General features: G+C 71.2%; 19 protein-coding genes. 16 read left to right on the forward strand and 3 right to left on the reverse strand.

Translation table 11 applies throughout. The features are described from left to right. Nucleotides 1-40: 40 nt before the first annotated feature. The 7 genes from ACGFWE_RS40025 to gatB all read left to right on the forward strand — a co-directional run bounded on the left by ACGFWE_RS40025 (nt 41) and on the right by gatB (nt 9,463). A complete protein-coding gene (locus ACGFWE_RS40025) occupies nt 41-1,042 on the forward strand; it encodes a methionine synthase (RefSeq protein ID WP_393605191.1) in 1,002 nt (333 codons plus the stop codon). A gap of 15 nt (nt 1,043-1,057) precedes the next feature. Next, on the forward strand, nt 1,058-3,250 hold the full coding sequence (gene ligA / locus ACGFWE_RS40030; RefSeq protein WP_352389339.1) for an NAD-dependent DNA ligase LigA: 2,193 nt from the start codon (nt 1,058-1,060) through the stop codon (nt 3,248-3,250). A 272-nt stretch (nt 3,251-3,522) separates the two neighbouring features. After that, nucleotides 3,523-5,757: a putative bifunctional diguanylate cyclase/phosphodiesterase gene (locus ACGFWE_RS40035; protein WP_393605193.1), complete on the forward strand. Its 2,235-nt coding sequence runs from the start codon at nt 3,523-3,525 to the stop codon at nt 5,755-5,757. A gap of 135 nt (nt 5,758-5,892) precedes the next feature. After that, the gene (gatC, locus tag ACGFWE_RS40040; RefSeq protein WP_007384860.1) at nt 5,893-6,189 is read left to right on the forward strand and encodes an Asp-tRNA(Asn)/Glu-tRNA(Gln) amidotransferase subunit GatC; all 297 of its coding nucleotides are present in this window, start codon (nt 5,893-5,895) and stop codon (nt 6,187-6,189) included. A gap of 5 nt (nt 6,190-6,194) precedes the next feature. Then, nucleotides 6,195-7,697, forward strand: coding sequence for an Asp-tRNA(Asn)/Glu-tRNA(Gln) amidotransferase subunit GatA (gene gatA / locus ACGFWE_RS40045; protein WP_352389341.1), 1,503 nt, complete (start codon nt 6,195-6,197; stop codon nt 7,695-7,697). Continuing rightward, the gene (locus ACGFWE_RS40050; protein WP_007384862.1) at nt 7,694-7,933 is read left to right on the forward strand and encodes a hypothetical protein; all 240 of its coding nucleotides are present in this window, start codon (nt 7,694-7,696) and stop codon (nt 7,931-7,933) included. Before gatA ends, ACGFWE_RS40050 begins: the two co-directional genes overlap by 4 nt. Nucleotides 7,934-7,948: 15 nt before the next feature. Continuing rightward, nucleotides 7,949-9,463, forward strand: coding sequence for an Asp-tRNA(Asn)/Glu-tRNA(Gln) amidotransferase subunit GatB (gene gatB / locus ACGFWE_RS40055; protein ID WP_393605196.1), 1,515 nt, complete (start codon nt 7,949-7,951; stop codon nt 9,461-9,463). A gap of 52 nt (nt 9,464-9,515) precedes the next feature. Here the strand turns inward: gatB and ACGFWE_RS40060 are convergent, their stop codons facing one another. Next, entirely contained in the window at nt 9,516-10,331 is an 816-nt protein-coding gene (locus ACGFWE_RS40060) for a methyltransferase domain-containing protein (protein ID WP_352389343.1), read from the reverse strand. Between the two features lie 138 nt (nt 10,332-10,469). On the opposite strand from ACGFWE_RS40060, the gene ACGFWE_RS40065 reads away from it, so the two are divergent. The 7 genes from ACGFWE_RS40065 (at nt 10,470) to ACGFWE_RS40095 (ending at nt 18,218) form a co-directional block, all read left to right on the forward strand. Further along, nucleotides 10,470-10,775 (forward strand): hypothetical protein, encoded by a 306-nt coding sequence (locus tag ACGFWE_RS40065; protein WP_352389344.1) that lies wholly within the window; start codon nt 10,470-10,472, stop codon nt 10,773-10,775. 203 nt (nt 10,776-10,978) lie between these two features. Next, the gene (locus ACGFWE_RS40070) at nt 10,979-13,207 is read left to right on the forward strand and encodes an MMPL family transporter (RefSeq protein WP_393605198.1); all 2,229 of its coding nucleotides are present in this window, start codon (nt 10,979-10,981) and stop codon (nt 13,205-13,207) included. Then, nucleotides 13,185-13,760, forward strand: coding sequence for a GNAT family N-acetyltransferase (locus ACGFWE_RS40075; RefSeq protein WP_393605200.1), 576 nt, complete (start codon nt 13,185-13,187; stop codon nt 13,758-13,760). Before ACGFWE_RS40070 ends, ACGFWE_RS40075 begins: the two co-directional genes overlap by 23 nt. 35 nt (nt 13,761-13,795) lie before the next feature. Continuing rightward, the gene (locus ACGFWE_RS40080; protein ID WP_352389347.1) at nt 13,796-14,401 is read left to right on the forward strand and encodes a hypothetical protein; all 606 of its coding nucleotides are present in this window, start codon (nt 13,796-13,798) and stop codon (nt 14,399-14,401) included. A 196-nt stretch (nt 14,402-14,597) separates the two neighbouring features. Continuing rightward, on the forward strand, nt 14,598-14,786 hold the full coding sequence (locus ACGFWE_RS40085; protein WP_393605202.1) for a hypothetical protein: 189 nt from the start codon (nt 14,598-14,600) through the stop codon (nt 14,784-14,786). Nucleotides 14,787-14,926: 140 nt separating this feature from the next. Beyond that, the gene (locus ACGFWE_RS40090; RefSeq protein ID WP_393605204.1) at nt 14,927-17,986 is read left to right on the forward strand and encodes an AAA family ATPase; all 3,060 of its coding nucleotides are present in this window, start codon (nt 14,927-14,929) and stop codon (nt 17,984-17,986) included. A gap of 34 nt (nt 17,987-18,020) precedes the next feature. Further along, nucleotides 18,021-18,218, forward strand: coding sequence for a DUF6191 domain-containing protein (locus ACGFWE_RS40095; RefSeq protein WP_393605206.1), 198 nt, complete (start codon nt 18,021-18,023; stop codon nt 18,216-18,218). 19 nt (nt 18,219-18,237) lie between these two features. On the opposite strand, the gene ACGFWE_RS40100 is transcribed toward ACGFWE_RS40095, so the two are convergent. Both ACGFWE_RS40100 and ACGFWE_RS40105 read right to left on the reverse strand, forming a co-directional pair. Beyond that, nucleotides 18,238-19,416: a PQQ-dependent sugar dehydrogenase gene (locus ACGFWE_RS40100; RefSeq protein WP_352389351.1), complete on the reverse strand. Its 1,179-nt coding sequence runs from the start codon at nt 19,414-19,416 to the stop codon at nt 18,238-18,240. Between the two features lie 275 nt (nt 19,417-19,691). Beyond that, nucleotides 19,692-20,690, reverse strand: coding sequence for an aldo/keto reductase (locus tag ACGFWE_RS40105; RefSeq protein WP_393605208.1), 999 nt, complete (start codon nt 20,688-20,690; stop codon nt 19,692-19,694). A gap of 75 nt (nt 20,691-20,765) precedes the next feature. Between ACGFWE_RS40105 and ACGFWE_RS40110 the strand changes: the two genes are divergently transcribed. Both ACGFWE_RS40110 and ACGFWE_RS40115 read left to right on the forward strand, forming a co-directional pair. Next, on the forward strand, nt 20,766-21,716 hold the full coding sequence (locus tag ACGFWE_RS40110; protein ID WP_352389353.1) for a 2-hydroxyacid dehydrogenase: 951 nt from the start codon (nt 20,766-20,768) through the stop codon (nt 21,714-21,716). A gap of 437 nt (nt 21,717-22,153) precedes the next feature. Then, nucleotides 22,154-25,168, forward strand: a complete 3,015-nt coding sequence (locus tag ACGFWE_RS40115) for a putative bifunctional diguanylate cyclase/phosphodiesterase (RefSeq protein ID WP_393605211.1) — start codon at nt 22,154-22,156, stop codon at nt 25,166-25,168. The last annotated feature ends 107 nt before the right edge of the window (nt 25,169-25,275 follow it).

The raw sequence follows: 25,275 nt of genomic DNA on the forward strand, positions 1-25,275 counted from the left end.
CGCGCGAGAACCACGCCGGTCACCTACGTAGGCTTCCTACGTGACCGCAGACATCCGCTTCGCCCCCGCCACCGGCATCGGCTCCCTCCCCGGCGGCGACGCCCGGGAGGCCGCCAGGACCGCCACCGGCTCCTTCGAGGACTTCCCCTTCCTGCCCGAACTGCCCGCCCGCGGCCCCGGCGCCGACATGATCGGCCGCACCGCCGGAATGCTCGTCGAGCTGTACGCGCGCGTGGAGCCCAGCGGGTGGCGGCTCGGGGACCGGCCGGGCCGGGACACCAAGCGGGCGCGGTCCTGGCTCGGGCAGGACCTCGACGCGCTGGAGGAGTTCACCCAGGGGTACGAGGGGCAGCTGAAGGTGCAGACCGTCGGGCCCTGGACGCTCGCCGCCGCGCTGGAACTGCGGAACGGCGAGGTCGTCCTGTCCGACCCCGGTGCCTGCCGGGACCTCGCCGCCTCGCTCGCCGAGGGGCTGCGGCTGCACCTGGCGGAGGTCCGCAACAGGGTCCCCGGCGCGCAGATCGTGCTCCAGCTCGACGAGCCCTCCCTGATCGCCGTACTGCGGGGGCACGTGAGGTCCGCCAGCGGCTACCGGACCCACCGGGCCGTGGACCGGCAGGTGGTCGAGGCCACCCTGCGTGATGTCGTCGGGGTTCACGCGGGCGGCCCCGTCGTGGTCCACTCGTGCGCACCGGACGTCCCCTTCGCCCTGCTGCGGAGGGCGGGCGCGGCGGCGGTCTCCTTCGACTTCTCGCTCCTCACCGAGCGTGACGACGACGTGATCGGCGAGGCGGTGGAAGGGGGGACGAGGCTCTTCGCCGGTGTCGTGCCCGGCACGGACACGGCATTGTCAGACCCTGCCGGTAGCGTCATGGGTGTCAGGACGCTGTGGCGCAGGCTGGGGCTGCATCCGGGACTTCTCGCGGAGGCGGTCACGCTCACTCCGTCGTGCGGACTCGCGGGCGCGTCCCCCGAGTACGCGCGCCGGGCTCTCGCCCACTGCGCCCAGGCGGCGAGGTCCCTCGCGGACAACCCAGAGTAACGGGAGGACAACACGGTGGCCGGCGACAAGCAAGCGGAGACGACGGTGCCCGCCGAGGCACGGGAGAAGCACGCGCAGCTCGCTGAGCAGATCGAGGAGCACCGCTTCCGGTACTACGTGAACGACGCGCCGGTCATCAGCGACGCCGACTTCGACAAGCTCCTGCGCTCCCTCGAATCCCTCGAGGAGGAGTACCCGGAGCTGCGCACCCCCGACTCGCCGACCCAGAAGGTCGCTGGGGCCTACGAGACCGAGTTCACGTCCGTCCAGCACCGCTCCCGCATGCTCTCCCTGGACAACGCGTTCAGTGACGAGGAGCTGGCGGCCTGGGCGGAGCGGGTGGCCAAGGACGTCGGCACCACCGACTACCACCTGCTGTGCGAGCTCAAGGTCGACGGCCTCGCCGTCAACCTCACCTACGAGCACGGCCGCCTGACCCGCGCGGCGACCCGCGGCGACGGCCGCACCGGCGAGGACATCACGCCCAACGTCCGCACGATCGCCGAGATCCCGGACCGCCTCACCGGCGACAAGGTCCCCGACCTCGTGGAGATCCGCGGCGAGGTCTACTTCCCGATGGAGAAGTTCGAGGAGCTCAACGCCCGCCTGGTCGAGGCCGGCGACAAGCCCTTCGCCAACCCGCGCAACGCGGCGGCCGGTTCACTGCGCCAGAAGGACCCGCGCGTCACCGCCACCCGCCCCCTCCACATGGTCGTCCACGGCATCGGCGTCCTGGAGGGCTTCACCGGCATGACCCGCCTCTCCCAGGGCTACGACCTCCTCAAGTCCTGGGGCCTGCCCACCGCCAAGCACAACAAGGTGGTCGAAGGACTCGACGGCGTACGGGAGTTCATCGCCTACTTCGGCGAGAACCGCCACTCCGTGGAGCACGAGATCGACGGGGTCGTCGTCAAGCTCGACGAGATCCCCCTCCAGGGCCGTCTCGGTTCCACCTCCAGGGCGCCGCGCTGGGCGATCGCGTACAAGTACGCGCCCGAGGAGGTCAACACCAAGCTCATCAACATCCGCGTGGGCGTGGGCCGTACGGGCCGGATCACGCCGTACGCCCAGGTGGAGCCGGTGACGGTGGCCGGCTCGGAGGTCGAGTTCGCCACCCTGCACAACCAGGACGTCGTCAAGGCGAAGGGTGTCCTCATCGGCGACACCGTGGTGCTGCGCAAGGCCGGTGACGTCATCCCGGAGATCCTCGGCCCCGTTGTGGACCTGCGGGACGGCAGCGAGCGCGAGTTCGTGATGCCGGCCGAGTGCCCCGAGTGCGGCACCGCGCTGCGGCCCATGAAGGAGGGCGACGTCGACTTGCGCTGCCCCAACGCCCGTACCTGCCCCGCCCAGCTGCGCGAACGCCTGTTCTACCTCGCGGGCCGCAAGTCGCTGGACATCGAGCACTTCGGATATGTCGCGGCCACGGCCCTGACCAAGCCGCTGGAGCCCTCGGACCCGCCGCTGACCGACGAGGGCGACCTGTTCGACCTCACCATCGAGCAACTGCTGCCCATCAAGGCGTACGTCCTCGACCAGGACAGCGGTCTGCCCAAGCGGGACCCGAAGACCGGCGAGGAGAAGATCGCCACCGTCTTCGCCAACCAGCAGGGCGAGCCCAAGAAGAACGCCGTCGCCATGCTGGAGAACATCGCCGCCGCCAAGGAGCGCCCGCTCGCCCGCGTCCTGACCGGTCTGTCGATCCGCCATGTCGGCCCGGTCGCCGCCGAGGCGCTGGCGCGCAACTTCCGCTCCATCGACCGCATCGAGCAGGCGAGCGAGGAGGAGCTGGCGAACACCGACGGCGTCGGCTCGATCATCGCGAAGTCCCTCAAGGAGTGGTTCGCGGAGGACTGGCACCAGGAGATCCTGCGCAAGTGGAAGGCCGCGGGCGTGCGCATGGAGGAGGAGGGCTCGGGGGAGGACGAGGGCCCGCGTCCCCTCGAAGGGCTCACCGTCGTGGTCACCGGCACCCTGGAGCGCTTCACCCGCGACGGGGCCAAGGAGGCGCTGCAATCCAGAGGGGCGAAAGTCACCGGTTCGGTTTCGAAGAAGACGTCTTTCGTCGTCGTAGGTGACAATCCGGGGTCCAAGTACGACAAGGCGATGCAAGTCAAGGTGCCTGTTCTGAACGAGGACGGCTTCGACGTCCTGCTGGAACAGGGCCCCGAAGCGGCCGCCGATGTGGCGCTTCCCACGGAGGAGTAGCGGGAAGCGGCGGTTGAAGGCCACCCGATCGGCGCATACCAGAGGCATACGGGTGGCCGGGGCGCATTCGGGCAACCGTCGACGACCGCTGCCCGTGGAAGCCTTCTGCGGCCTACTGTTGAGATGTGCGCCTGCCGTGCCCAGCTGCGGTCGGGGCATTCCCTTGCTCCTGAAGAGCAAGGGGAAGGGTTTTCCAACGCGGCGCCGTCGAGGGTTTTGTCGGGCGAACGAGCCGCGAGGCGTGGGCACCGCCGGCTGTGAGAGGGACGGGAATGGAACCGACCGAGAGCGCCGCCCCGGACTCACGGCTGCGCCGGCTCACCGGCGCGTGGCGGGCGAGCCGGTGGGCCGGGCGGCCTTCGGAGCATCCGGGCACGGAGACCCGCGCCGCCGGACCCTACTCCCCGGTCGGCGGCCCCCGGGCCGCGCAGCTCACCGCCGAACGCACCCCCGGTATGCCGGACTCCGAGTCCGACCGGCAACTGCCGTGGCCCGCGCTTCCCACAGGGATCGTCTCGGCCGCCGGATTCGTGCTGGGCGCGGGCTTCTACCGGGCCTTCACCGGGGGCCACGCCCTTTTCCCGTCCGGCACCGTCGGCTGGTCGCTGGCCGTGCTGACCGGAGTCATCGTCGGCCATCTGGTCGCCCTCGGCCGGGCCCGCTGGTGGGGCGGCACCGGCTCCGGCGCCGCCCTGACCCTCGCCGTCCTCCTGCTGTACGGCTGGGTGGCCGCCGGCCTGGTCAGCCTCACCGTGGTGCTGCTGGTCGGCATAGCCAGGCGCCACCGCTGGCGGCAGGGCATCCTGCACGGCGCGGTGGACCTCCTCGGCATAGCCGCCGGCGCCCTGGTTCTCGCCGCGTTCGGCCAGTCGCCGTCCGTCGAGACCCCCTGGAACCCCGACACCTGGACCTTCTACACCGGCCCCGAGGTGGTCCTGGTCGCCGTGGCCTATCTCGCGGTCACCCGCACCCTGAGCTGGTATCTGCACTCCTCCCGGCACGCCGGTCTGCCCACCGTCGCCCGCACCGCCCTGGTCAGACAGGGCCTGGTCGCGGTCGCCCTGCTCGGCATCGCCCCGCTGGTCTGCGTGGTCGCCGCCGCCAAGCCCGTACTGCTCCCGTTGTTCGCGATCCCCCTCATCGCCCTCGACTCCACCCTGTGGATGGCCCGGGCCCGCGCCGAGGAGCAGTTGCGCGATCCGCTGACCGGACTGCCCAACCGGCAGTGGCTCCTGGAGCGCATCTGGACCGCCCTGGACGACGCCGAGCGCATCGGCGCCCGGTCCGCGCTGATGCTCATCGACCTCGACCGCTTCCGCTCGGTCAACGACACCCTGGGCCACCTCGCCGGTGACCGGCTGCTCCTCCAGATCGCCGACCGGCTGCGGATCGCACTGCCGCGCGGGGCGGAGGCGGCGCGGCTCGGCGGCGACGAGTTCGCCGTCTTACTGCCGGTCGCCGACTCCACGACCTCCGCGACCCGGGTCGCCCGCAACCTGGTCGCGGCCCTCAGCTCCCCGCTCGACCTCGACGGGCTCACCCTCGTCCTGGAGGCCAGCGCCGGAGTCGCCGTCTTCCCCGACCACGCCCTGGACGCCGAGGGGCTGCTGCGGCGGGCGGACGTGGCGATGTACCAGGCCAAGCGGGACCGTACGGGCGTAGAGGTCTACGAGTCCAAGCGGGACTCCAACACCCCCGACAGGCTCGGGTTGCTCGGCGATCTGCGCCGGGCCCTGGACGCGCACGACGTACAACTGCACTACCAGCCCAAGGTCCGCTTCGACGGGCAGGTCGCCGGTCTGGAGGCCCTGGTGCGCTGGGTACACCCGGAACGCGGGAAGGTGCCGCCGGACGAGTTCATCGCGATCGCCGAGTCGTCCGGGCTGATGCCCTACCTCACCGAGTACGTGCTGGACACGGCCCTCGCCCAGGTCGCCGAGTGGCGGGCGCAGGGGCTCTACGTCCCGGTGGCGGTCAACGTCTCCCCGCGTGACGTCCACACTCCGGGCTTCGCCGGCTCGGTGGCCGCGCGTCTCGCCCGGCACGGAGTCCCGGCGGGAGCGCTCCAACTGGAGATCACCGAGCACGTCCTGCTGGAGGACCCCTCGCGGGCCGCGGACACTCTGGCCGCTCTGACCGGGCACGGCGTGAAGATGTCCCTGGACGACTTCGGCACCGGCTACTCCTCCCTGGTCCATCTGCGCCGCCTGCCGGTCAGCGAACTGAAGATCGACCGCTCGTTCGTGGCCAAGCTGGCCGTCGACACCGAGGACGCGGAGATCGTCCGCTGCACGGTCGACCTCGCCCACTCCCTGGGCCTCCTGGTCGTGGCGGAGGGCGTCGAGGACGACGAGACCTGGGAGCGGCTGCGCGACATGGGCTGCGACGCCGTACAGGGCTGGCTGGTGGCGGCGGCGATGCCGCCCGAGGAGACGACGGCGTGGCTGCTGGCACGGGGATCGAGGGGCTGGCAACGGCCCAGGGCGGCGCTGCCGGCGGCGGAGTGACCCGTCCCGGCATCCTTTGGCGCGGTATGGGGACCGTCCGTTGACGTCGGCCACGGCCGACCGTTTAACGGCCGTCCGGCCTTGACCCATAGGATTGGCCCCAAACCACACGCACTCACCCCAGAGGATCGCTGCATGCCTGGCATCACGCGCGAGGAGGTCGCCCACCTCGCACGGCTGGCGCGTCTGGAGCTGAAGCCCGAAGAGCTCGAGCACTTCGCGGGACAGCTGGACGACATCATCGGCGCGGTCGCACGCGTCAGTGAGGTCGCCGACCAGGACGTACCGCCGACCTCGCACCCGCTCCCGCTGACGAACGTCATGCGCGCGGACGAGGTCCGTCCGTCGCTCACCCCCGAGCAGGCGCTCTCCGGCGCCCCGGCCCAGGAGCAGCAGCGTTTCAAGGTGCCGCAGATCCTGGGGGAGGACTAACCGCCATGACGGACAACGTCACCATCATCAAGCTCACCGCCGCCGAGACCGCCGAGAAGATCGCTTCCGGTGAGCTCACGGCCGTGCAGGTCACCGAGGCCCACCTCGCCCGGATCGAGGCCGTCGACGAGAAGGTGCACGCCTTCCTGCACGTCGACCGCGAGGGCGCCCTCGCGCAGGCCCGCGCCGTCGACGAGAAGCGGGCGCGGGGCGAGAAGCTCGGCCCGCTGGCCGGCGTCCCGCTCGCGCTGAAGGACATCTTCACCACCGAGGGCATCCCGACGACCGTCGGTTCGAAGATGCTCGAGGGCTGGATCCCGCCGTACGACGCGACCGTCACCCAGCGGCTGAAGGCCGCCGACGTCGTCATCCTCGGCAAGACCAACATGGACGAGTTCGCCATGGGGTCCTCCACCGAGAACAGCGCCTACGGCCCGACCGGCAACCCCTGGGACCTCACCCGGATCCCCGGCGGCTCCGGCGGCGGCTCCTCCGCCGCGCTGGCGGCGCACATGGCGCCCCTCGCCATCGGCACCGACACCGGCGGTTCCATCCGCCAGCCGGCCGCCGTCACCGGCACGGTCGGCGTGAAGCCGACGTACGGCGCGGTCTCCCGCTACGGCATGGTCGCCTTCTCCTCCTCCCTCGACCAGGGCGGCCCCTGCGCCCGCACGGTCCTGGACGCGGCGCTCCTGCACGAGGTCATCGCCGGGCACGACCCGCTCGACTCCACCTCCATCGACGCACCCGTTCCGCCGGTCGTCGAGGCCGCCCGCAACGGCAGCGTCGCCGGCCTGCGCGTCGGTGTCGTCAAGCAGTTCCGCGGCGAGGGCTACCAGGCCGGTGTCATCCAGCGCTTCGACGAGTCCGTGGCGCTGCTCAAGGAGCTGGGCGCCGAGATCGTCGAACTGGACTGCCCGTCCTTCGACCTGGCCCTGTCGGCGTACTACCTGATCGCGCCCTCGGAGTGCTCGTCCAACCTCGCCCGCTTCGACGGCCTGCGCTACGGCCTGCGGACCGGCGACGACGGCACCCACTCGGCGGAGGAGGTCACCTCCCTCACCCGTGAGGCGGGCTTCGGCCCCGAGGTCAAGCGCCGGATCATGCTCGGCACGTACGCCCTGTCGAGCGGGTACTACGACGCCTACTACGGCTCCGCGCAGAAGGTCCGCACGCTCATCACGCGCGACTTCGAGAAGGCCTTCGAGCAGGTCGACGTGATCGTCTCCCCGACGACCCCGACCACCGCCTTCCCGATCGGCGAGCGCGCCGACGACCCGATGGCGATGTACCTGGCCGACCTGTGCACCATCCCCACCAACCTCGCGGGCAACGCGGCCATGTCGCTGCCGTGCGGTCTGGCGCCCGAGGACAACCTGCCCGTCGGCCTCCAGATCATCGCCCCCGCCCTGAAGGACGACCGCCTTTACAAGGTCGGCGCCGCCGTCGAGGCCGCCTTCGTGGAAAGGTGGGGGCACCCGCTCCTCGAGGAGGCACCGTCGCTGTGAGCAAGCTGACCAAGGCGAAGGACTTCAAGAAGTCCAAGTCCGGCACGTACCTGTCCATCGCCGGGACCGCGTTCGGCGCGATCGGCGTCGCCAAGCGGCTCAAGAAGGCCCGCGCCGAGAAGGACACGCTCGTCCTGATCGACGCCACCGTGTCCGCCGTCGCGATCGTCACCGGTCTCGCGATCCTGTACCGCGAGCTGAAGCGGCTGGGCGACGACGACGTCCTGCTGGGCTGAGAGGGAAGTTTCACCGTGACCACCACGACCGACCTGGTGTCGTACGAGGACGCTCTCGCGTCGTACGACCCCGTCATGGGCCTCGAGGTCCATGTCGAACTCGGCACCAAGACGAAGATGTTCTGCGGCTGTTCGACCGAGCTCGGTCAGGACGCCAACACGCAGACCTGCCCCACCTGCCTCGGCATGCCCGGCGCGCTCCCGGTCGTCAACGCGATCGGCATCGAGTCGGCGATCAAGATCGGTCTCGCGCTGAACTGCGAGATCGCCGAGTGGTGCCGCTTCGCCCGGAAGAACTACTTCTATCCGGACATGCCGAAGAACTTCCAGACCTCCCAGTACGACGAGCCGATCGCCTTCAACGGCTACCTCGACGTCCAGCTGGAGGACGGCGAGACCTTCCGCGTGGAGATCGAGCGCGCCCACATGGAGGAGGACACCGGCAAGTCGACCCACGTGGGCGGCGCGACGGGCCGTATCCACGGCGCCTCGCACTCGCTCCTCGACTACAACCGCGCCGGCATTCCCCTCATCGAGATCGTCACCAAGCCGATCGAGGGCGCGGGCGAGCGGGCTCCCGAGGTCGCACGGGCGTACGTCCGTGAGCTGCGCGAGGTCATCAAGGCGCTCGGCGTCTCCGAGGCCCGCATGGAGATGGGGCAGATGCGCTGCGACGTGAACCTGTCGCTGCGCCCGCACGGCCGCGAGAAGTTCGGCACGCGTTCCGAGACGAAGAACGTCAACTCGCTGCGGTCCGTGGAGCGCGCTGCCCGCTTCGAGATCCAGCGGCACGCGGCCGTACTGAACTCCGGCGGCACGATCATCCAGGAGACCCGGCACTTCCACGAGGACACCGGGTCCACGACCTCGGGCCGCGTGAAGGAGGAGGCCGAGGACTACCGGTACTTCCCCGAGCCGGACCTCGTTCCGGTGGCCCCCTCGCGCGAGTGGGTCGAGGAGATCCGGGCCGCTCTGCCCGAGCTGCCGCTGGTGCGCCGCAACCGCCTCGTCGCGGAGTGGGGCATCACGGCCCTCGACATGCAGGCGATCCTCAACGCCGGTGCCCTGGACCTGATCGTCGCCACGATCGACGCCGGTGCCGACGCGGCCTCCGCCCGCAAGTGGTGGATGGGCGAACTCGCCCGCAGCGCCAACGAGTCCGGCACGGCGCTGGACGAGCTGGCCATCACGCCGGAGCAGGTCGCCCGGGTCACCGAGCTGGTCGCCAAGGGTGACCTGAACGACAAGCTGGCCCGCCAGGTCATCGAAGGCGTCCTCGCGGGCGAAGGCACCCCGGACGAGGTCGTCGACAAGCGCGGTCTGAAGGTCGTCTCCGACGAGGGCGCCCTGGGTGCCGCCGTCGACGAGGCCATCGCCGACAACCCGGGCATCGCCGACAAGATCCGCTCCGGAAAGGTCGCCGCGGCCGGCGCCCTGGTCGGCGCGGTCATGAAGGCGACCCGCGGCCAGGCCGACGCGGCCCGCGTCAAGGAGCTGATCCTGGAGAAGCTGGGCGTCGGCGAGGGCTGAGCCGATCCACTGTACGGCCCCGGAGGGATGCCCTCCGGGGCCGTAGCGCTACCTACTCACGGCGTCCTACGAGCCGTACGAAGCCCAGCGTCCGCCCCTGGTCGGCCCGTACCATCTCGCCGACCTCACGGGCCATCGTGCGGTGGAACTCCTGCGGGCTCTCCTCGGCGATCACGTCGCACCACAGCAGCCAGTCCTTCCAGCCGTCGGGCTGCCAATCGGCGGTCTCGACCTCGACGGCCCCGCCGCGGGTCCAGTGCCGCCGCCACCAGTCGGCGGAGTGGAACGCCCAGAAACCGGGGTCCCAGAACGGCTTGAGGTGCTCCGGGGGCTCGTCGCCCTCGATCTCCTCCCGCACCGCGGGCACGACGATCCCGATCCGCCCGCCCGGCTTCAACAGCCGGGTCAGCGTGGGCAGATAGAGGTCGGCGGTGCCGAAGTACTGGTACGCGTCGATGCTCACGATCGCATCGAAGCTGCCCTCGGCGAACGGCAGGTCGTGCGCCTCGGCGTGCACGGGCAGCACCCGGTCGGCGAAACCGGCCTCGGCGATGCGCCGCGCGTTCTCGTCCGGCTTGACCCACAGGTCGGCGGCGGTGACCTGGACGTCGTACTCCCTGGCCAGGAAGACCGAGGTCATCGCCCGGCCGCAGCCCAGGTCGAGCACCCGGGCGCAGGGGCGCAGGGTGTCCAGGCCCAGGGCGGGCGCGAGCCACTCCAGCAGCCACAGCGCGTTCGGGCCCATCTGGTTCTCGATGACCCAGCGGACGTCGTAGCTGTTGCTGCGCGGGTAGCGGGCCTGGGTCAGCCGCCGGGTGAGGTCCTCACTCGAGGGCCCCGTCATGGACGGGGTGATGTCGTCTGGCATCGGTGAACGGGCTCCTTGAGTCCTGAGAGACGGAAAGGGATACGGCGGAGCTCGGCCGGACGCTCAAACAACGCACCTGCTTCGGTCGGGGGCCGGGAGGCCCGGGTTTCTCAGCGGAACACGCTACGCTCGCCCGCCATGAACGGTCCTGCGAATTCCGAGCCATCCGACATACAGGAGGAGTACGACGGCCAGGTGCTGGACGCCCGGCGGGCCCGCTGGACGGCCCTCGGCGCCGGCGCCCTGCTGGCCCTCGCCGGTCTGGCCGCGGCGGCGCTCCGCGCGGCCGGCTCCGCCCCCGCGCTCGTGCCGGCCGCCTACGCGTTCGGCGCCGCGGTGTGCGCGCTCGCGGCGGTCCTGGGCTCCCGGGGGCGCACGCGAAGAGCGCTGTGGCTGCTGATCGCCGGCGTCATGGTGATGGCGCTGGGCGACCAGTTCGACTGACGTGACAGAGTGGCCGTTACTGTCCTGTGATCTGCCTCCCACTCCTGTGAATAACCGCACGATGGACATGAACGATCACTTTTGCCTGCAAGAGTGGTCCACACCTTGCTCATGCGTTCTTTGCGGGCCGTTCACCTCATGAAGTGTCATGAACGACTGTTCCCGGTCAAAGATCCACAATTCGCCATCCCGGGAGCACGTTCGTGGCAGCCCTCGCACGCTGGTGTGTCCGACGACGTCTGGTCGTCGTTCTCCTGTGGCTCCTCGCCCTCGGCGGCGTGAGCGCGGGCGCCGCCGTCGCCGGATCCGCCTACTCGAACGACTACGAGGTCCCCGGAACCGAGTCGGGCCGCGCCACCCAGCTGCTCCAGGACGGCTTCCCGGACCTCGGAGGGGACAGCGACACCGTCGTCTGGCACGTCACGTCGGGCTCGGTCCGGGACGCCGACGTCGAGCAGACGATGACCGCCACCCTGGACAGGATCGCGGACCTGCCCGGGGTGGCCGCCGTCGTCAGCCCGTACGACGACGCGGGCACCGGCCGGGTCAGCGCCGACGGGCACACCGCGTACGCCACCGTCACCTTCGCCGACTCGGCCGAGGACATCGACGCCTCCGAGGCGAGGGGCGTCGTGAACACCGCCAAGGACGCCGAGGCCGACGGGCTCCAGGTCGAGCTGGGTGGCAGCGCCGTCGCCCTCACCGAGTCCTCGGGCGGGCATGTCGCCGAGATCGTCGGCGTACTCGTCGCCGCGCTCGTGCTGTTCCTCGCCTTCGGCTCGCTCGCCGCCTCGCTGCTGCCCATCGCCACGGCCCTGGTCGGCGTGGGCACCGCCTACGCGGGCATCGTGCTGCTCGGGCACACCATGACCGTCGCCGACTTCGCGCCCATGCTCGGCATGCTGATCGGGCTCGGCGTCGGCATCGACTACGCGCTCTTCATCGTCACCAGACACCGGCGCGGCCTGAAACGCGGGCTCAGTGTCACCGAGTCCGTCGAGAATGCCGTCACCACCACCGGGCGCGCGGTCGTCTTCGCGGGTGCCACGGTGTGCATCGCCCTGCTGGGGATGCTGATCCTGCGGCTCGGCTTCCTCAACGGCGTCGCGATCGCCGCCTCCCTCACCGTGGTCCTCACGGTCGCCGCGTCCGTGACCCTGCTGCCCGCCCTGCTCTCCCTCATCGGCATGCGCGCCCTGAGCCGGCGCGAGCGGCGCCGCCTCGCCGAGCACGGGCCCGAACCGGAACTGCCGACCGGGTTCGCCCACCGCTGGTCCGCGTTCGTCGAACGGCACCCCAAACTGCTCGGCGCGATCGCCCTGGTGGTCATCACCGTCCTCGCCCTGCCCACGCTGGGCCTACGGCTCGGCACCTCCGACCAGGGCAACGACCCACGGTCGGCGACCACCCGGCAGGCCTACGACCTCCTCGCGGACGGGTTCGGGCCCGGCGTCAACGGCCCGCTGACGCTGGTGACCCCGGTCGAGGGCGCCGAGGACAAGCTCCTCCTGGACAACCTCGACGCCACGATCCGCACCACCGAGGGCATCGCCTCCACCACGCCGGTGACCTACGACTCCGGCGGCGACCTCGCCTACTTCACGATCGTCCCCGAGTCCGCCCCGCAGTCCCGGCGGACCAGCGAGCTCGTGGACCGGCTGCGCACCGAGGTGCTGCCGCGGGCCGAGACCGGCACCTCCCTCGACCTCCACGTCGGCGGGACGACCGCCTCGTACGACGACTTCGCGGACGTCATCGTCGGCAAGCTGCCTCTGTTCATCGGCGTCGTCATCGGCCTGGGCTGTCTGCTGCTCCTGCTCGCCTTCCGCTCCGTCGGTATCCCGCTGAAGGCCGCCGCGATGAACGTCGCCGCCGTCGCCGCCGCCTTCGGAGTGGTCGTGGCGATCTTCCAGTGGGGCTGGGGGAGCGAGCTGCTGGGGCTGGGCCGCGCCGGGCCCATCGAACCCTTCCTGCCCGTGATCATGGTCTCGGTGCTCTTCGGGCTCTCCATGGACTACCAGGTCTTCCTGGTCAGCCGGATGTACGAGGAGTGGCTGGAGACCGGCGACAACCGGCGGGCCGTCCGGGTCGGCCTCGCCGAGACCAGCCGGGTGATCAACTCCGCCGCGGTCATCATGATCTCCGTCTTCCTCGCCTTCGTCCTCAGCGGCGACCGCGTGATCGCCATGTTCGGCATCGCGCTCGCCGCGGCCGTGGCCCTCGACGCGTTCGTCCTGCGCACCTTGCTGGTGCCGGCCCTCATGCACCTGCTCGGCGGCGCCAACTGGTGGCTGCCCGGCTGGCTGGACCGCCGGATGCCCCGCATCAGCATCGAACCGCCCGAGTGCCGCGCCGCCCATGAAAGGCTGGACGAGGTCGTGGAGGAGCTGGAGAAGGGGCGGGGCGGGGATGTACGCGATATCGCTGGGTGACGACGGGGCGGAACTGCGGCCCCTGGAGCCGTGGCACGCGGAGGAGTTCCTCGCCCACCTGGAGCGGGGCCGCGAGTTCATCGGACAGTTCATCCCCTTCGGCTCCCAGGCCGTCGACGTGGCCTCCGCGCGCGAGACGCTCCAGCGCTACGGCCGGATGCGCGCCGACGACACCGGCGGCTACCACGGCATCTGGCTGGACGGAAAGCTCGTCGGCGGAGTGCTCACCCTCAACTTCGACGCCGCGCAGGGCAACTGCGAGGTCGGCTGCTGGCTGGAGCCCGCCGCGACGGGCCGAGGACTGATCACCCGGGCCATGCGGGTGCTGATCGACTCGGTGGTCGAGGAACGCGGAATCCACCGGATCGAATGGGTCGCCGCCTCCGGGAACACGGCCAGCATCAACGTCGCCCGGCGCCTGGGAATGACCCGCGACGGAGTCCGCCGTGAGGCCCACCCCTATCGTGGCGTACGGCACGACCTCGAGGTGTGGTCGATTCTCGCCCCCGAGTGGCGTGAGGCACGCGCGCGTGCAGGCCGGAACGATCATTAAGAACCCTCTCAGACAGGATCCGTACCGTGCCCGACATGGGAACGAAGACAGCTGACGAAACCGGCGCCGAGACGGGCGCCGAGGCCACGACCGACGAGCAGAAGGTGAGCGTCGCCAAGACCGAGGCGGTGACGGAGGCCGCGCCCGAGTCCCAGGACTCGGCCGAGGACACCGCCGCCGACGAGAACGCCGTCGACGACATCGACGACGAGGACGACCTGTCCGAGGTTGCCCGGGAAGAAGGCCCCACCGGCGTCGGCCAGGGCGCCGGCGCCGTCGTCTCCGCCGCGCTCGCCTTCGTCTCGCTCACCGGCAGCTGGATCGGCACCCTCGCCGCCCAGAAGGAAAGCCTTCTGAGCCAGATGAAGAACTCCCAGACGTCGAGTGTCTCCACGCTGCTGAAGGAGGGCTACGGCGACGTCTGGAACGTCCAGGCACTGTACGACGGGATCTTCGCCCTGGTCGCCCTGATCATCGGCGTCGTCGTCCTGGTCCGGCCTGCTTTCGGGGCGCCCGGCAAGCCGCAGGCCGCCTGGATCAAGTCGGTCTCCTGGGCAGGCGTCACGCTCGCGGTCATCGGACTGCTGATCGCCGTACTCAAGTACACCGACGTGCTGGTCAGCCTGCCCTCCGCGAGCTGAACAACCGCAGGTCGCGAGGGGTCTCAGGACATCCGTAGGTACCTTACGGAGCGCCTGAGGCCCCTCTCGCGCGTCTAAGGCCCCCGCGGCCCCCGAAGATGCGGAACTCTCCCGATGTGGCGGACCCCCCTCGGAGACGAAGGTAGAGGCATCGCAGAAAGCGAAGCCCGAAACCGACTCCGACAAGGACGACGCCATGTATCCCGAGTACGAGATCTCCCAGTACCGCTCCGCCGAACTCCTCCGCCAGGCCGAGCACGAGCGGCTCGTCCGCGAGACGCTGCGCGGCCGCCGCGCCGCCCGCCGCGAAGCCGTCGAAGGCACCGCGGAGAGCGAAGCCCATACCGGCCGCCCCCGGCGGCACCGGTTCCTGCGCACGGCGTGAGAGCCGGGGGGAGGGAGGACGGCCGTACGGCTCTGCCCGTCCCCACGGCCACCGCCGCAGCCGTCCTCCCTGCAGCCAAAGGCAGTTGGACAACCGGTCGCGCCCCGAAAACCGGTGCCGTCCTGTCGGACCCGCGTGCGATGCTCGGGCCTGTGGAGACCAGGTCCGTCAGTCCCGTGTTCGTCGGCCGTACCGAAGAGCTGAACAGCCTGAACGAAGCGCTCGCCCGCGCCGCCGCGGGCGAGCCACAGGCGTTGCTGCTCGGCGGCGAGGCCGGCGTCGGCAAGACCCGGCTCGTCGAGGAGTTCGCCACCGCCGCCTGCCGGCAGGGCGCGGTCGTCGCCCTCGGCGGCTGTGTGGAGATCGGCGCCGACGGACTGCCCTTCGCACCCTTCTCCACCGCCCTGCGCGCCCTGCGCCGCGCCCTGCCCGACGAACTGGCCGCCGCGGCCGCGGGCCAGGAGGAGGAACTGGCCAGGCTGCTCCCCGAGATCGGCGAGGCACACCCCGCCCGGGGCACCGGCCGGCACGACGAGGAGAGCCTGGCCCGCCTCTTCGAACTCACCGCCCGCCTCCTGGAACGCGTCGCCGCCGAACGCACCGTCGTCGTCGCCCTGGAGGACCTGCACTGGGCCGACGCCTCCACCCGCCACCTCCTGGCCTACCTCTTCCGCACCCTGCGCACCGGCCGTCTGGTCGTCCTCGCCACCTACCGCGCCGACGACATCCACCGCCGCCACCCGCTGCGCCCCCTGCTCGCCGAACTCGATCGGCTGCGCACAGTCCGCCGCATCGAACTCGGTCGCTTCAACCGGGACGAGGTCAGCCGCCAGATAGCCGGGATCCTCGCCACCGAACCGAACCCCGCCCAGGTGGACGAGATCTTCGAACGCTCTGACGGCAACGCCTTCTTCGTCGAGGAACTCGCCGTCTGCGCCACCGAGGGCTGCGGCACCGGCCTCACCGACTCGCTCCGCGACCTGCTCCTGGTCCGCGTCGAAGGGCTGCCCGAGAGCACCCAGCGGGTCGCCAGGGTCGCCGCCGAGGGCGGCTCCACCGTGGAGTACCGGCTGCTCGCCGCCGTCACCCGGCTCGCCGAGGACGACCTCATCGAGGCGCTGCGGGTCGCCGTGAACGCCAACATCCTCATCCCGGCACCCGACGGCGACGGCTACCGCTTCCGGCACTCCCTGGTCCGCGAGGCCGTCGCCGACGACCTGCTGCCCGGCGAACGCTCCCGCCTCAACCGCCGCTACGCCGAGGCCCTGGAGGCCGACCCCACGCTCGTCCCCGCCGACGAGCGGGTCATGCGCCTGGCCAGCTACTGGTACCACGCGCACGACGCCGCCAAGGCGCTGCCCGCCGTCCTGGACGCCTCCGTCACCGCCCGCCGCCGGCACGCCTACTCCGAACAACTCCGGCTCCTGGAACGCGCGATGGAGCTGTGGGACACCGCCCCCGAGGACGTCAGGGCCGCCCTGCGCCCCGTCGACTACACCGAGGTCTACCCTCCCTGCGGCTGCGACCCGGCCACCACCGCGCTGCGCTACCTCGATCTGATGGCCGAGGCCGCCGTCGCCGGCCGCCTGGGCGGCGAACGCGAACGCGCCCTGATGATCACCAAGCGGGCGCTGCACCTGCTGGAGGAGGACGGTGACCCCATGCGCGCCGCCTGGTTCTGGGTCCAGCGCTCCCATCTCGTCCAGGCCCTGACCCGCGGCGACGGCTGGGCCGAACTCGCCACCGCCGAGGACCTGGTCCGCGGCCTGCCGCCGTCCGAGGTGCACGCCGAGGTCCTGGCCAACGTCGCGAATTGGTCCATGGTCCATGTCCCCGGCCCCGAAGCCATCACGGCCGCCGAGAGTGCCGTGGAGTACGCGCGCCTGGTCGGCGCCCGCGACATCGAGATGAACGCCCGGCTCACTCACGCAGGCCTCATGGTCGAGTCCGGTGGCGTCGAGACCGGACTCGACGAGATGTTCGAGATCCTGCGGCAGACAGTCGAGGACGGCATCTCCGCCGTCGCCAGCCGGGTCTACGTGAATCTGCCGAATGCCCTCGAATCCATCGGGCGCTCCCGGGAGGCCGTGCCGATCCTGGAGGAGGGACTCGGCTACGCCCGGAAGTACGGCCTGTCCGACAAGGAGGCCTGGATCTGGGGCAATCTCGCCGAGTCCCTCTACTCTTTGGGCCGCTGGGACCAGGCGGAGGAAGCCGCCGTCAAGGCGGAGCTCGTCGGCCGCAGCGCCCAACCCCGCGGCTTCCACGCTGCCAATCGCGCCGCACTCGCCCTCGCGGGCGGCGACCTGCCCGAGGCCGCTCGCCAACTCGCCGCCGCACGCTCCCACTTCGGTTCCCACGACCGGACCCCTCAGCACGAACTCCCCCTCTCCGCACTCGCCATCGGAATCGCCGCCGGCGAAGGCCGCCTCCTGGACGCCCGCGCCGAACTCGAACGCGTCCTGGACACCGGCTTCCCGCCCGGCACCCAGCGCTACGCCTGGCCCCTCCTGCTCACCGCCGCCACCATGGAGGCAGACAGCCTCGGCCTGCCCGTCGCCGAACAGGGCCGAACGAAGGTCCTCCACCGCATCCGGGAGGCGGCCAGGACCCTCGCCACCAACGCGCCCGTCTGGCTCGCCCACGAACGCTGGCTCCGCGCCGAACTGCTGCGCGCCGAGTGCGCCGACACCCCGGACCACTGGTGGGAGGCCCTCACCGCCATCGAGCCCCTGGACCGCCCCTACGACCTTGCCCGCGTCCGCCACCGGCTCGCCCAGGCCCTCCTGTCGGCACCCGGCGGCGCCGAGCAGCCCGAACGCGACCGGGCCACCGAACTCCTGCGCCTCGCCCACGCCGCCGCCGACCACCTGGGCGCCCGGCCTCTGGCCGACGCGGTCACGCTGCTGGCCCAGCGAGCCCGCCTCGCCCTGACCGCGGCCACCGCGACCGACCGGGCCGACCCGGTCCGCTCCCTCGGCCTCACCGGCCGCGAACGCGACGTCCTGAGCCTGGTCGCCCTCGGCCGCACCAACCGCCAGATCGCGGAGGAGCTCTTCATCTCCCCGAAGACGGCCAGCGTCCACGTGTCCAACATCCTCGCCAAGCTCGGCGTCTCCGGACGGGGGGAAGCGGCGGCGGTGGCGCACCGGCTGGGGCTGTTCCGGGCGGAGGCTCTCCAGTCGCCGGTCACCGACTGAGGCGTACGGTGTAGGGACCGGCAGGGGAGGCTGCATGTTCAACATGTTCGAGGAACTGTTCGCACCCGGCCGCAAGCACACCCACGACGAACAGAAGCGGCTGGAGCTGACCCGCGAGGACGTCGGCGACGGCGACCCCGGACGCGGACCGATAGATCTCACGTCCGGGAAGGTCGTCGTCCGCCGGCCCAAGCCGGACGAGGACGAGACCTCGGCCTCGGACTCGGCCTAGGCCTCGGACGAGCGTCCGGCTAGCTGACCTGTATCTCCAGGATCCTGTCGTCCCCCGCCTTGGGGCTGCCGCGGCCGTCGGTGTTGCTGGTGACGAGCCACAGCTTGTTCCCGCCCGCGGAGACCACCGTGCGCAGCCGGCCGTACTCACCCTTCAGGAACGCCTGCGGGTCGGCCGAGGCCGCCGTGCCCTTCAACGGGACGCGCCACAGACGCTGGCCCTTCAGACCGGCCATCCAGAGGGAGCCCTCGGCGTAGGCGACACCGCTGGGGGAGGCGTCGTCGGTGTGCCACTGGGCTATCGGGTTGTGGAACCTCTTGTCGCCGGACTTGCCTTCGGCGGTGGGCCAGCCGTAGTTGTCGCCCGGCTTGATCGCGTTCAGCTCGTCCCAGGTGTCCTGGCCGAACTCCGCGGCGAACAGCCGCTGTTCGGAGTCCCATGCGAGGCCCTGCACATTGCGGTGGCCGTACGAATACACGGGGGAGTCCGGGAACGGGTTGCCCGGGGCCGGGTCGCCCTCGGGGGTCAGCCGCAGGATCTTGCCGCCCAGGGACTCGCGGTCCTGGGCCAGGCCGGTGTTGCCGCTCTCCCCGGTGCCCGCGTACAGCATGCCGTCCGGGCCGAACGCGATCCGGCCGCCGTTGTGGATGAAGCCCTTCGGGATGCCCTTGAACACGGTGTCGGGGGCGCCCAGCTGCTCACCGGACGCCTTCTGCTCGTCGTAGACCATCCTGACGACGCGGTTGTCCGAGTCCGAGGTGAAGTAGGCGTAGACCATGTGGTCCGAGGCGTAGTCCGGGGACAGGGCGATGCCCAGGAGACCGCCCTCGCCGGCCGCGGAGACCCCGGAGACCTGGCCCAGCTCCGTCTTCTTGCCCGACTCTCCGTCGACCCGGGTGATCGTGCCGTCGTCCCGTGAGGAGACGAGCAGGTCACCGTCCGGGAGCGGGGCCAGGCCCCAGGGGGTCTTGAGGCCCTGGGCGACCGTACGCACCACCTTCACCGAGCCCTTCGCCGGCGGGGTCGCCTCCGCGGCCTGCCGGGTGGGCGGGGACCCGGAGGCCGAACTGCTCGATGCGGCGCTGTCCCCGCCTCCCGGCGAGCCGCCGCCTCCTGAACTGTCGGAGGAGCAGCCGGCCGTCAGCAGGAGCGTGGTCGCGGCCAGCACGGCCGTCACAGCTCGACGATGCACGATCATGGTCCCTTCGAAGCGGCGAGTCCTACCTGTCATACACCGCTCACCCCTCCCAGGTTCCCGATCTCCCGGACCCGATACGCGGACCCGATACGCGGACCCGCTCCCGGGAGGGTGGTGGTGGGCGTGCCGGGGACGGGCCCGCGCAGGCGCAGCGCTCACTGATCCGCGGCCGTGCGCAGTCGGCGGACTTGCTGTCCGCCGCCCTCGCACAGTCGGCAGGCTCGCCGATCCACGATCCATGCGCCCCCGGCAGGCCCCGCTCCGCCGATCAGCCGCTAGTCCCACGACCCCTGTGCCTGCGGCAGCTCCCCCGCCTCCGTGAGGTCCTGCGGGGTCAGACGCAGTTCGGCCGCCGCCGCGTTCTCCGTGACCCAGCGCTCCTGCTTGGTGCCCGGTACCGGGATCACGTGGCCGCCCTGCGCCAGTACCCACGCCAGGGCCACCTGGGCTGGGGTCACCCCCTCCCCGTGCCGGGCCGCGATGCGGCGCAGGCCGACGACGATCGGCTGGTTCGCGGCCATCATCTCGGCGGTGAAGCGGGGATGCCGGGCGCGGACGTCGTCCGGTTCGAAGCCCTCGCCCGGGGTCAGCGTGCCGGTCAGGAATCCGTTGCCGAGGGGCATCGCCGCGAGGAAGCCGACGCCGCGCTCCGCGCACCACGGCACCAGCGTCTCCAGAGCCTCCGGCGACCACACCGACAGCTCCGCCTCCACCGCGCTCACCGGGAACACCTGCTGGATGCGCCGCAACTGCCGGAGCGTCGCGTCGTACAGCCGGGTTCCGGAACGGCGCCCACCCCGCGCCCCCATCGCGCACAGCCCCAACGACCGTACTTTTCCGGCCTGTACGAGCTCAGCCATCGCGCCCCAGGTCTCCTCGACCGGGACCTCGGGGTCCTCGCGGTGCAGTTGGTAGAGGTCGATCACGTCGGTCTGAAGCCGCCGCAGGGACGCGTCGCAGGCTCTCTTCACATAGCCGGGGCGGCCGTTGGCCACGATGTGCTGCTCGCCCACCAGCAGGCCGACCTTGGTCGACACGAACGCGTCCTCGCGTCGCTCCTTCAACACCCGCCCCAGCAACAGCTCGTTGGTGAACGGGCCGTACATGTCCGCCGTGTCCAGCAGCGTCGAGCCCAGATCGAGCGCCCGGTGCACGGCCCTGACCGACTCATCGCCCCGCTGCCGCGACCCGTTGTAGGCCCAGCTCATCGGCATGCACCCGAGTCCGACGGCTCCCACCGCGAGCGCCGCCGCGCCGATCGTCCTGCGCTCCACCTGCCCGTGACCCTCCCTCTTCCGGCCCCCAACCTAACCTCTGGGCTCCCGGGCGCCTGACATAGCCTCCAGGGCATGAGTGCTGACGTGTGGCTTCCCATCCCGCCCGACGACATCGAGGGGCTCCCCGAGGGCCTCGACTACCGCTTCTGGAACGGCGAGGAGGACTTCCCGGCTGACCCGGCCGACTGCGCGTACTACGTCGTCCCCTACATGAAGTCCCTGGACGTGGTCCAGCGGCCCCTGCCCCGGCTGAGCTCCGTCGAGGTCGTACAGACGCTGTCGGCGGGCGTCGACAACGTGACTCCCGGTCTGAAGCACCTGCGTCCCGGCGTACGGCTGTGCAACGCGCGCGGTGTCCACGAGGCGAGCACCGCCGAACTCACGCTCACCCTGATCCTCGCCTCGCTGCGCGGGATCCCCGACTTCGTGCGGGCCCAGGACAAGGGGGAGTGGCAGGGCGGATTCCGGCCCGCCCTCGCCGACAAGTCCGTCCTCATCGTCGGGTACGGCTCGATCGGCTCCGCCATCGAGGACCGGCTCGTACCGTTCGAGGTCGCGCGGGTGGCGCGCGTCGCGCGCTCCGCGCGCACCACGGAGCGCGGCCCCGTGCACCCGCTCGCCGAACTGCCCGCCCTGCTCCCCGAGGCGGACGTCGTCATCCTGTCCACGCCCCTCGACGAGACCACACGTCACCTGGCCGACGCCGATTTCCTTGCCCGTATGAAGGACGGCGCGCTCCTGGTGAACGTCGCCCGCGGCCCCGTGGTCGACACCAAGGCGCTGCTCGCCGAGTTGGAGACCGGCCGCATCACCGCCGCCCTCGACGTCACCGATCCCGAGCCGCTGCCCCAGGGGCACCCCTTGTGGCAGGCGCCGGGCGTACTGGTCAGTCCCCATGTCGGAGGACCCACGTCTGCGTTCCTGCCGCGCGCCAAGCGCCTGTTGGTGGACCAGTTGAACCGCTATGTGAACCAGGAGCCGCTGCGCAACGTGATCCTTACGACGGGATCGGACGGCGCGTAGCGCGTACGGAACGCGCTGTCGGGCGCGGGCGCGCAACAGGCGCGTAATCCGCTTCCGGTACCCTCCGCAATCTTTCGGACGCGGTCCGTGCTCGCATCGCCGCTGGTCGTCACGGAGCGTAGAGGAACTATGTCCCTGAGTGACGAGACTGGTGTATCGTCCCGACAGGGGCTGCGCCGCGCACCGTTCGGCGCCGGGGATGGACATTGCAGACTGTGAGGGGGGCGACGGGCGATGCACGGCCTATGGACCAACGATCCGACGCGGCGGGGCCGCCGGCTCCGACCCTGGCACACAGCCGCGCGCAGACGCGGTCACCACGCCGGTCACGGCGGTCACCACAGCCATCACCGCAGGCACAACAGCCGCAGGAGGCATGCGCACCCGGCGCACCCGGAGCCCCGGGACCCCGGAGCGGCGCGGACCGGGAGGGCCCGGTGAGTTCGCCCCCGTCTCCCACGACCACCCTCGACGGAGCGCTGCGGGCCCGGCCCGCTCGGGGGGCGCTGCCCTCCCTGCCGCCGGCCTCCCGTGGCGGGTCGACCCTGGTCCATCAACTCCTTCTCGCCCTGGTGTGCGCGGCATACGCCATCGGTTCCGCGTTCGGCTGGGGTTCGCCCGAAGTGGCCCTGGTCATGGGCGACTTCGGGCTGAGCGCCGCGGCGGGCACGGCAGCCGTGTCGTGCTTCGTCTACGCCCGTAACCGCCGGGTCCGCTTTCGGCCCGCCTGGCTGCTCTTCGGGCTCTCCTCGACCATGGCGTCCCTCGGCAACCTGATCTGGGGGTGGTACGAGGTCGTCCTGGGCCGGGAGGTGCCCAACCCCAGCTACGCCGACCTGTTCTTCCTCTGCTTCGCGCCGCCCGCCATCGTGGGTCTGCTGGTCCTTGCCAAGCGGCCGGTGACGAAGGCGGGCTGGGTCTGCCTCGGCCTCGACGCCTGGCTGATCGGCGGCTCGCTGCTCACGCTCTCGTGGAGCCTCGCCCTCGCCCAGGCGGCGAAGTCCGAGGGGCCGAGCGTCGCGCACACCGCGCTGTCCCTGGCGTACCCGTTGCTGGACATCGCCCTCGTCAGCATGGTCCTCGCACTGCACTTCCGGCGCTCGTCGGTCAACCGCACCGCGGTGAACACCGCGATCGGCGCGCTCGCCCTGACCGTGATGTGCGACGCCCTGTTCACGTCGCCGCTGCTGCACAACAGCTACCGCTCCGGCCAGTTGCTGGACGCCGGCTGGTTCGCCGGCTCCCTGCTCCTCGCCTACGCCCCCTGGGCCGCGCCCCGGCACCCGGACGGTGACCGGCAGCGGCCGGCCGGGCAGACGCGCGTAGTGCGCGAGCACCTGCCCAGACAGCGGTTCGGGATCCAGCACCACCCGTCCGCGCAGGGACCGCAGGGCGCGCAGGGCGGTGACCACGGCCGGTATCCGGCCACCCGGCCCATCACCGGGTCGCTGGCCGCCCTCACCCCGTATCTCGCCGCCGCGGTCTGCACGCTGGGCATCCTCTACAACGTCCTCAACGGCCGCAGCGTGGACCGGGTGGTGCTGCTCACCGGCGGCACCGTCGTGCTGGCCCTCGTGATGCGCCAGGGGATCATGCTGCTCGACAACATCACCCTCACCCAGGAACTCGCGCAGAAGGAGAACCACTTCCGCTCCCTGGTGCAGGGCTCCAGCGACGTCATCATGATCGCCGCGCCCAACGGCATCCTCCGGTACGTCTCCCCGGCCGCCGCCGGTGTCTACGGACGCCCCGCCGAGGACCTCGTGGGCACGGAACTGGCCGGTCTCATCCACCCGGAGGATCTGGGCTGCGTGGTGCACGAGGTGCGACGCTTCCTCGCCGCCAACCCCCTCGAAGAACCCACCACCCGCATCGAGTGCCGTTTCCGGTCCGGCGACGGCGGCTGGCTCAACGTCGAGTCCACCGTCAACCGTCACCACGGCGGTCTCATCTTCAACAGCAGGGACGTGACCGAAAGAGTGCGCCTGCAGGCGCAGCTCCAGCACAACGCCGAGCACGACCCGCTGACCGACCTGCCCAACCGCGCCCTGTTCACCCGGCGCGTCCAGCAGGCCCTGTCCGGCCGCCGCTCCTCCGACCGCGGCACGGCCGTCCTCTTCATCGACCTGGACGGCTTCAAGGCCGTCAACGACACGATCGGGCACCAGGCCGGGGACGAGCTGCTCGTCCAGGCCGCCCGCAGACTGCAGGACGCGGTCCGCTACGGGGACACCGCCTCCCGGCTCGGCGGGGACGAGTTCGCCGCGCTGATCGTCGGGGACGGCACCCGCGACCGCACCGCCCGCGAGGCCAACATCCTGGAGCTCGCCGACCGCCTCAGGGTCACGCTCTCGCAGCCCTACCTCATCGACGGCAACGATGTCCGGGTCGCCGCCTCCATCGGGGTCGCCTTCGCCGAGCCCGGACTCGGCGCGGGCGAGCTCCTGCGCAACGCGGACCTCGCGATGTACCGCGCCAAGGCGGGCGGCAAGGGCCGGGTCGAGCTGTACGCGCCCCAGATGCAGCAGGACGTCGTACGGAAGGCGGAGCTGGCCACGCGTCTGCGTGCCGCGTTGCACGACGGCGAGTTCGCCCTGCTGCACCAGCCCGTCGTCTGTCTGGAGGACGGCCGGATCACGTCGGTCTGCGCCCAGGCGCGCTGGCGCTCCTCCCAGGGAGTGCTGTTCACGCCCGCGGAGTTCCTGCGGGTGGCCGAGGACAGCGACAGGACGCAGGAGCTGAGCCGCTGGATCCTGGAGGAGGCCGTCGAAAAGGCCGCCGAGCGGGCCGCGACCGGGATCACCGTGCCCGTGGCGGTCCGGATGAGCGCCCAGCGGCTGCTGGACCGCTCGCTGCCCCTGGGGTCCGTCGAGGCACTGCTGACCCGGCACGGCCTGCCGTCCGGCTCCCTGGTCATCGAGCTCTCCGACGCCGACCCCCGGGTCTCGCTGGACGAGCTGGAGCGCCGGCTGACCGCGATCCGGCGCGTCGGGGTCCGGATCGCCCTGGACGGCTTCGGCAGCGGCTACGCGGCGATCACCGCGCTGCGCAAACTCCCCGTCGACATACTGAAGCTCGACCGCAGCCTGGTCGAGGGCGTCGTGGAGTCCGCCAGACTGCACAAGATCACCAGCGGGCTGCTCAGGATCGCCGGAGACCTCGGACTGCAGTCCGTGGCCGACGGCGTGGACCTCCCGGAACAGGTCGTCGCCCTGCGCGCGATGGGCTGCACGCACGGGCAGGGCATGGCGTTCTCGGGGCCGCTGGACGAGTACCGGCTGCGCAGGGCGCTGGCCTCGGGGCACTATCCGGTGCCGCACGGCCCCGCGGAGCCCGCGTTCGCGGGAACCTTGGAAAGGGGCGCGGCGGTGTACACCGGAAGCATGTCGGCCGTACTCGGTGGTGGGACCACCCTCCGCTCACATAATGAGACTCCCGTCCCACCCACTTGACAGTCGGTGCGTGCCGGGGGGAGGGTCAGTCTCATGCGCACCCGAATTCTCGTACTTGGAAAGCGCGTCGGCTGACGCTGAGCCACAGACCGCTCAGCGATCCCCAC

The sequence above is a fragment of the Streptomyces sp. NPDC048523 genome (genome assembly GCF_043199815.1).
Lineage (GTDB): Bacteria > Actinomycetota > Actinomycetes > Streptomycetales > Streptomycetaceae > Streptomyces.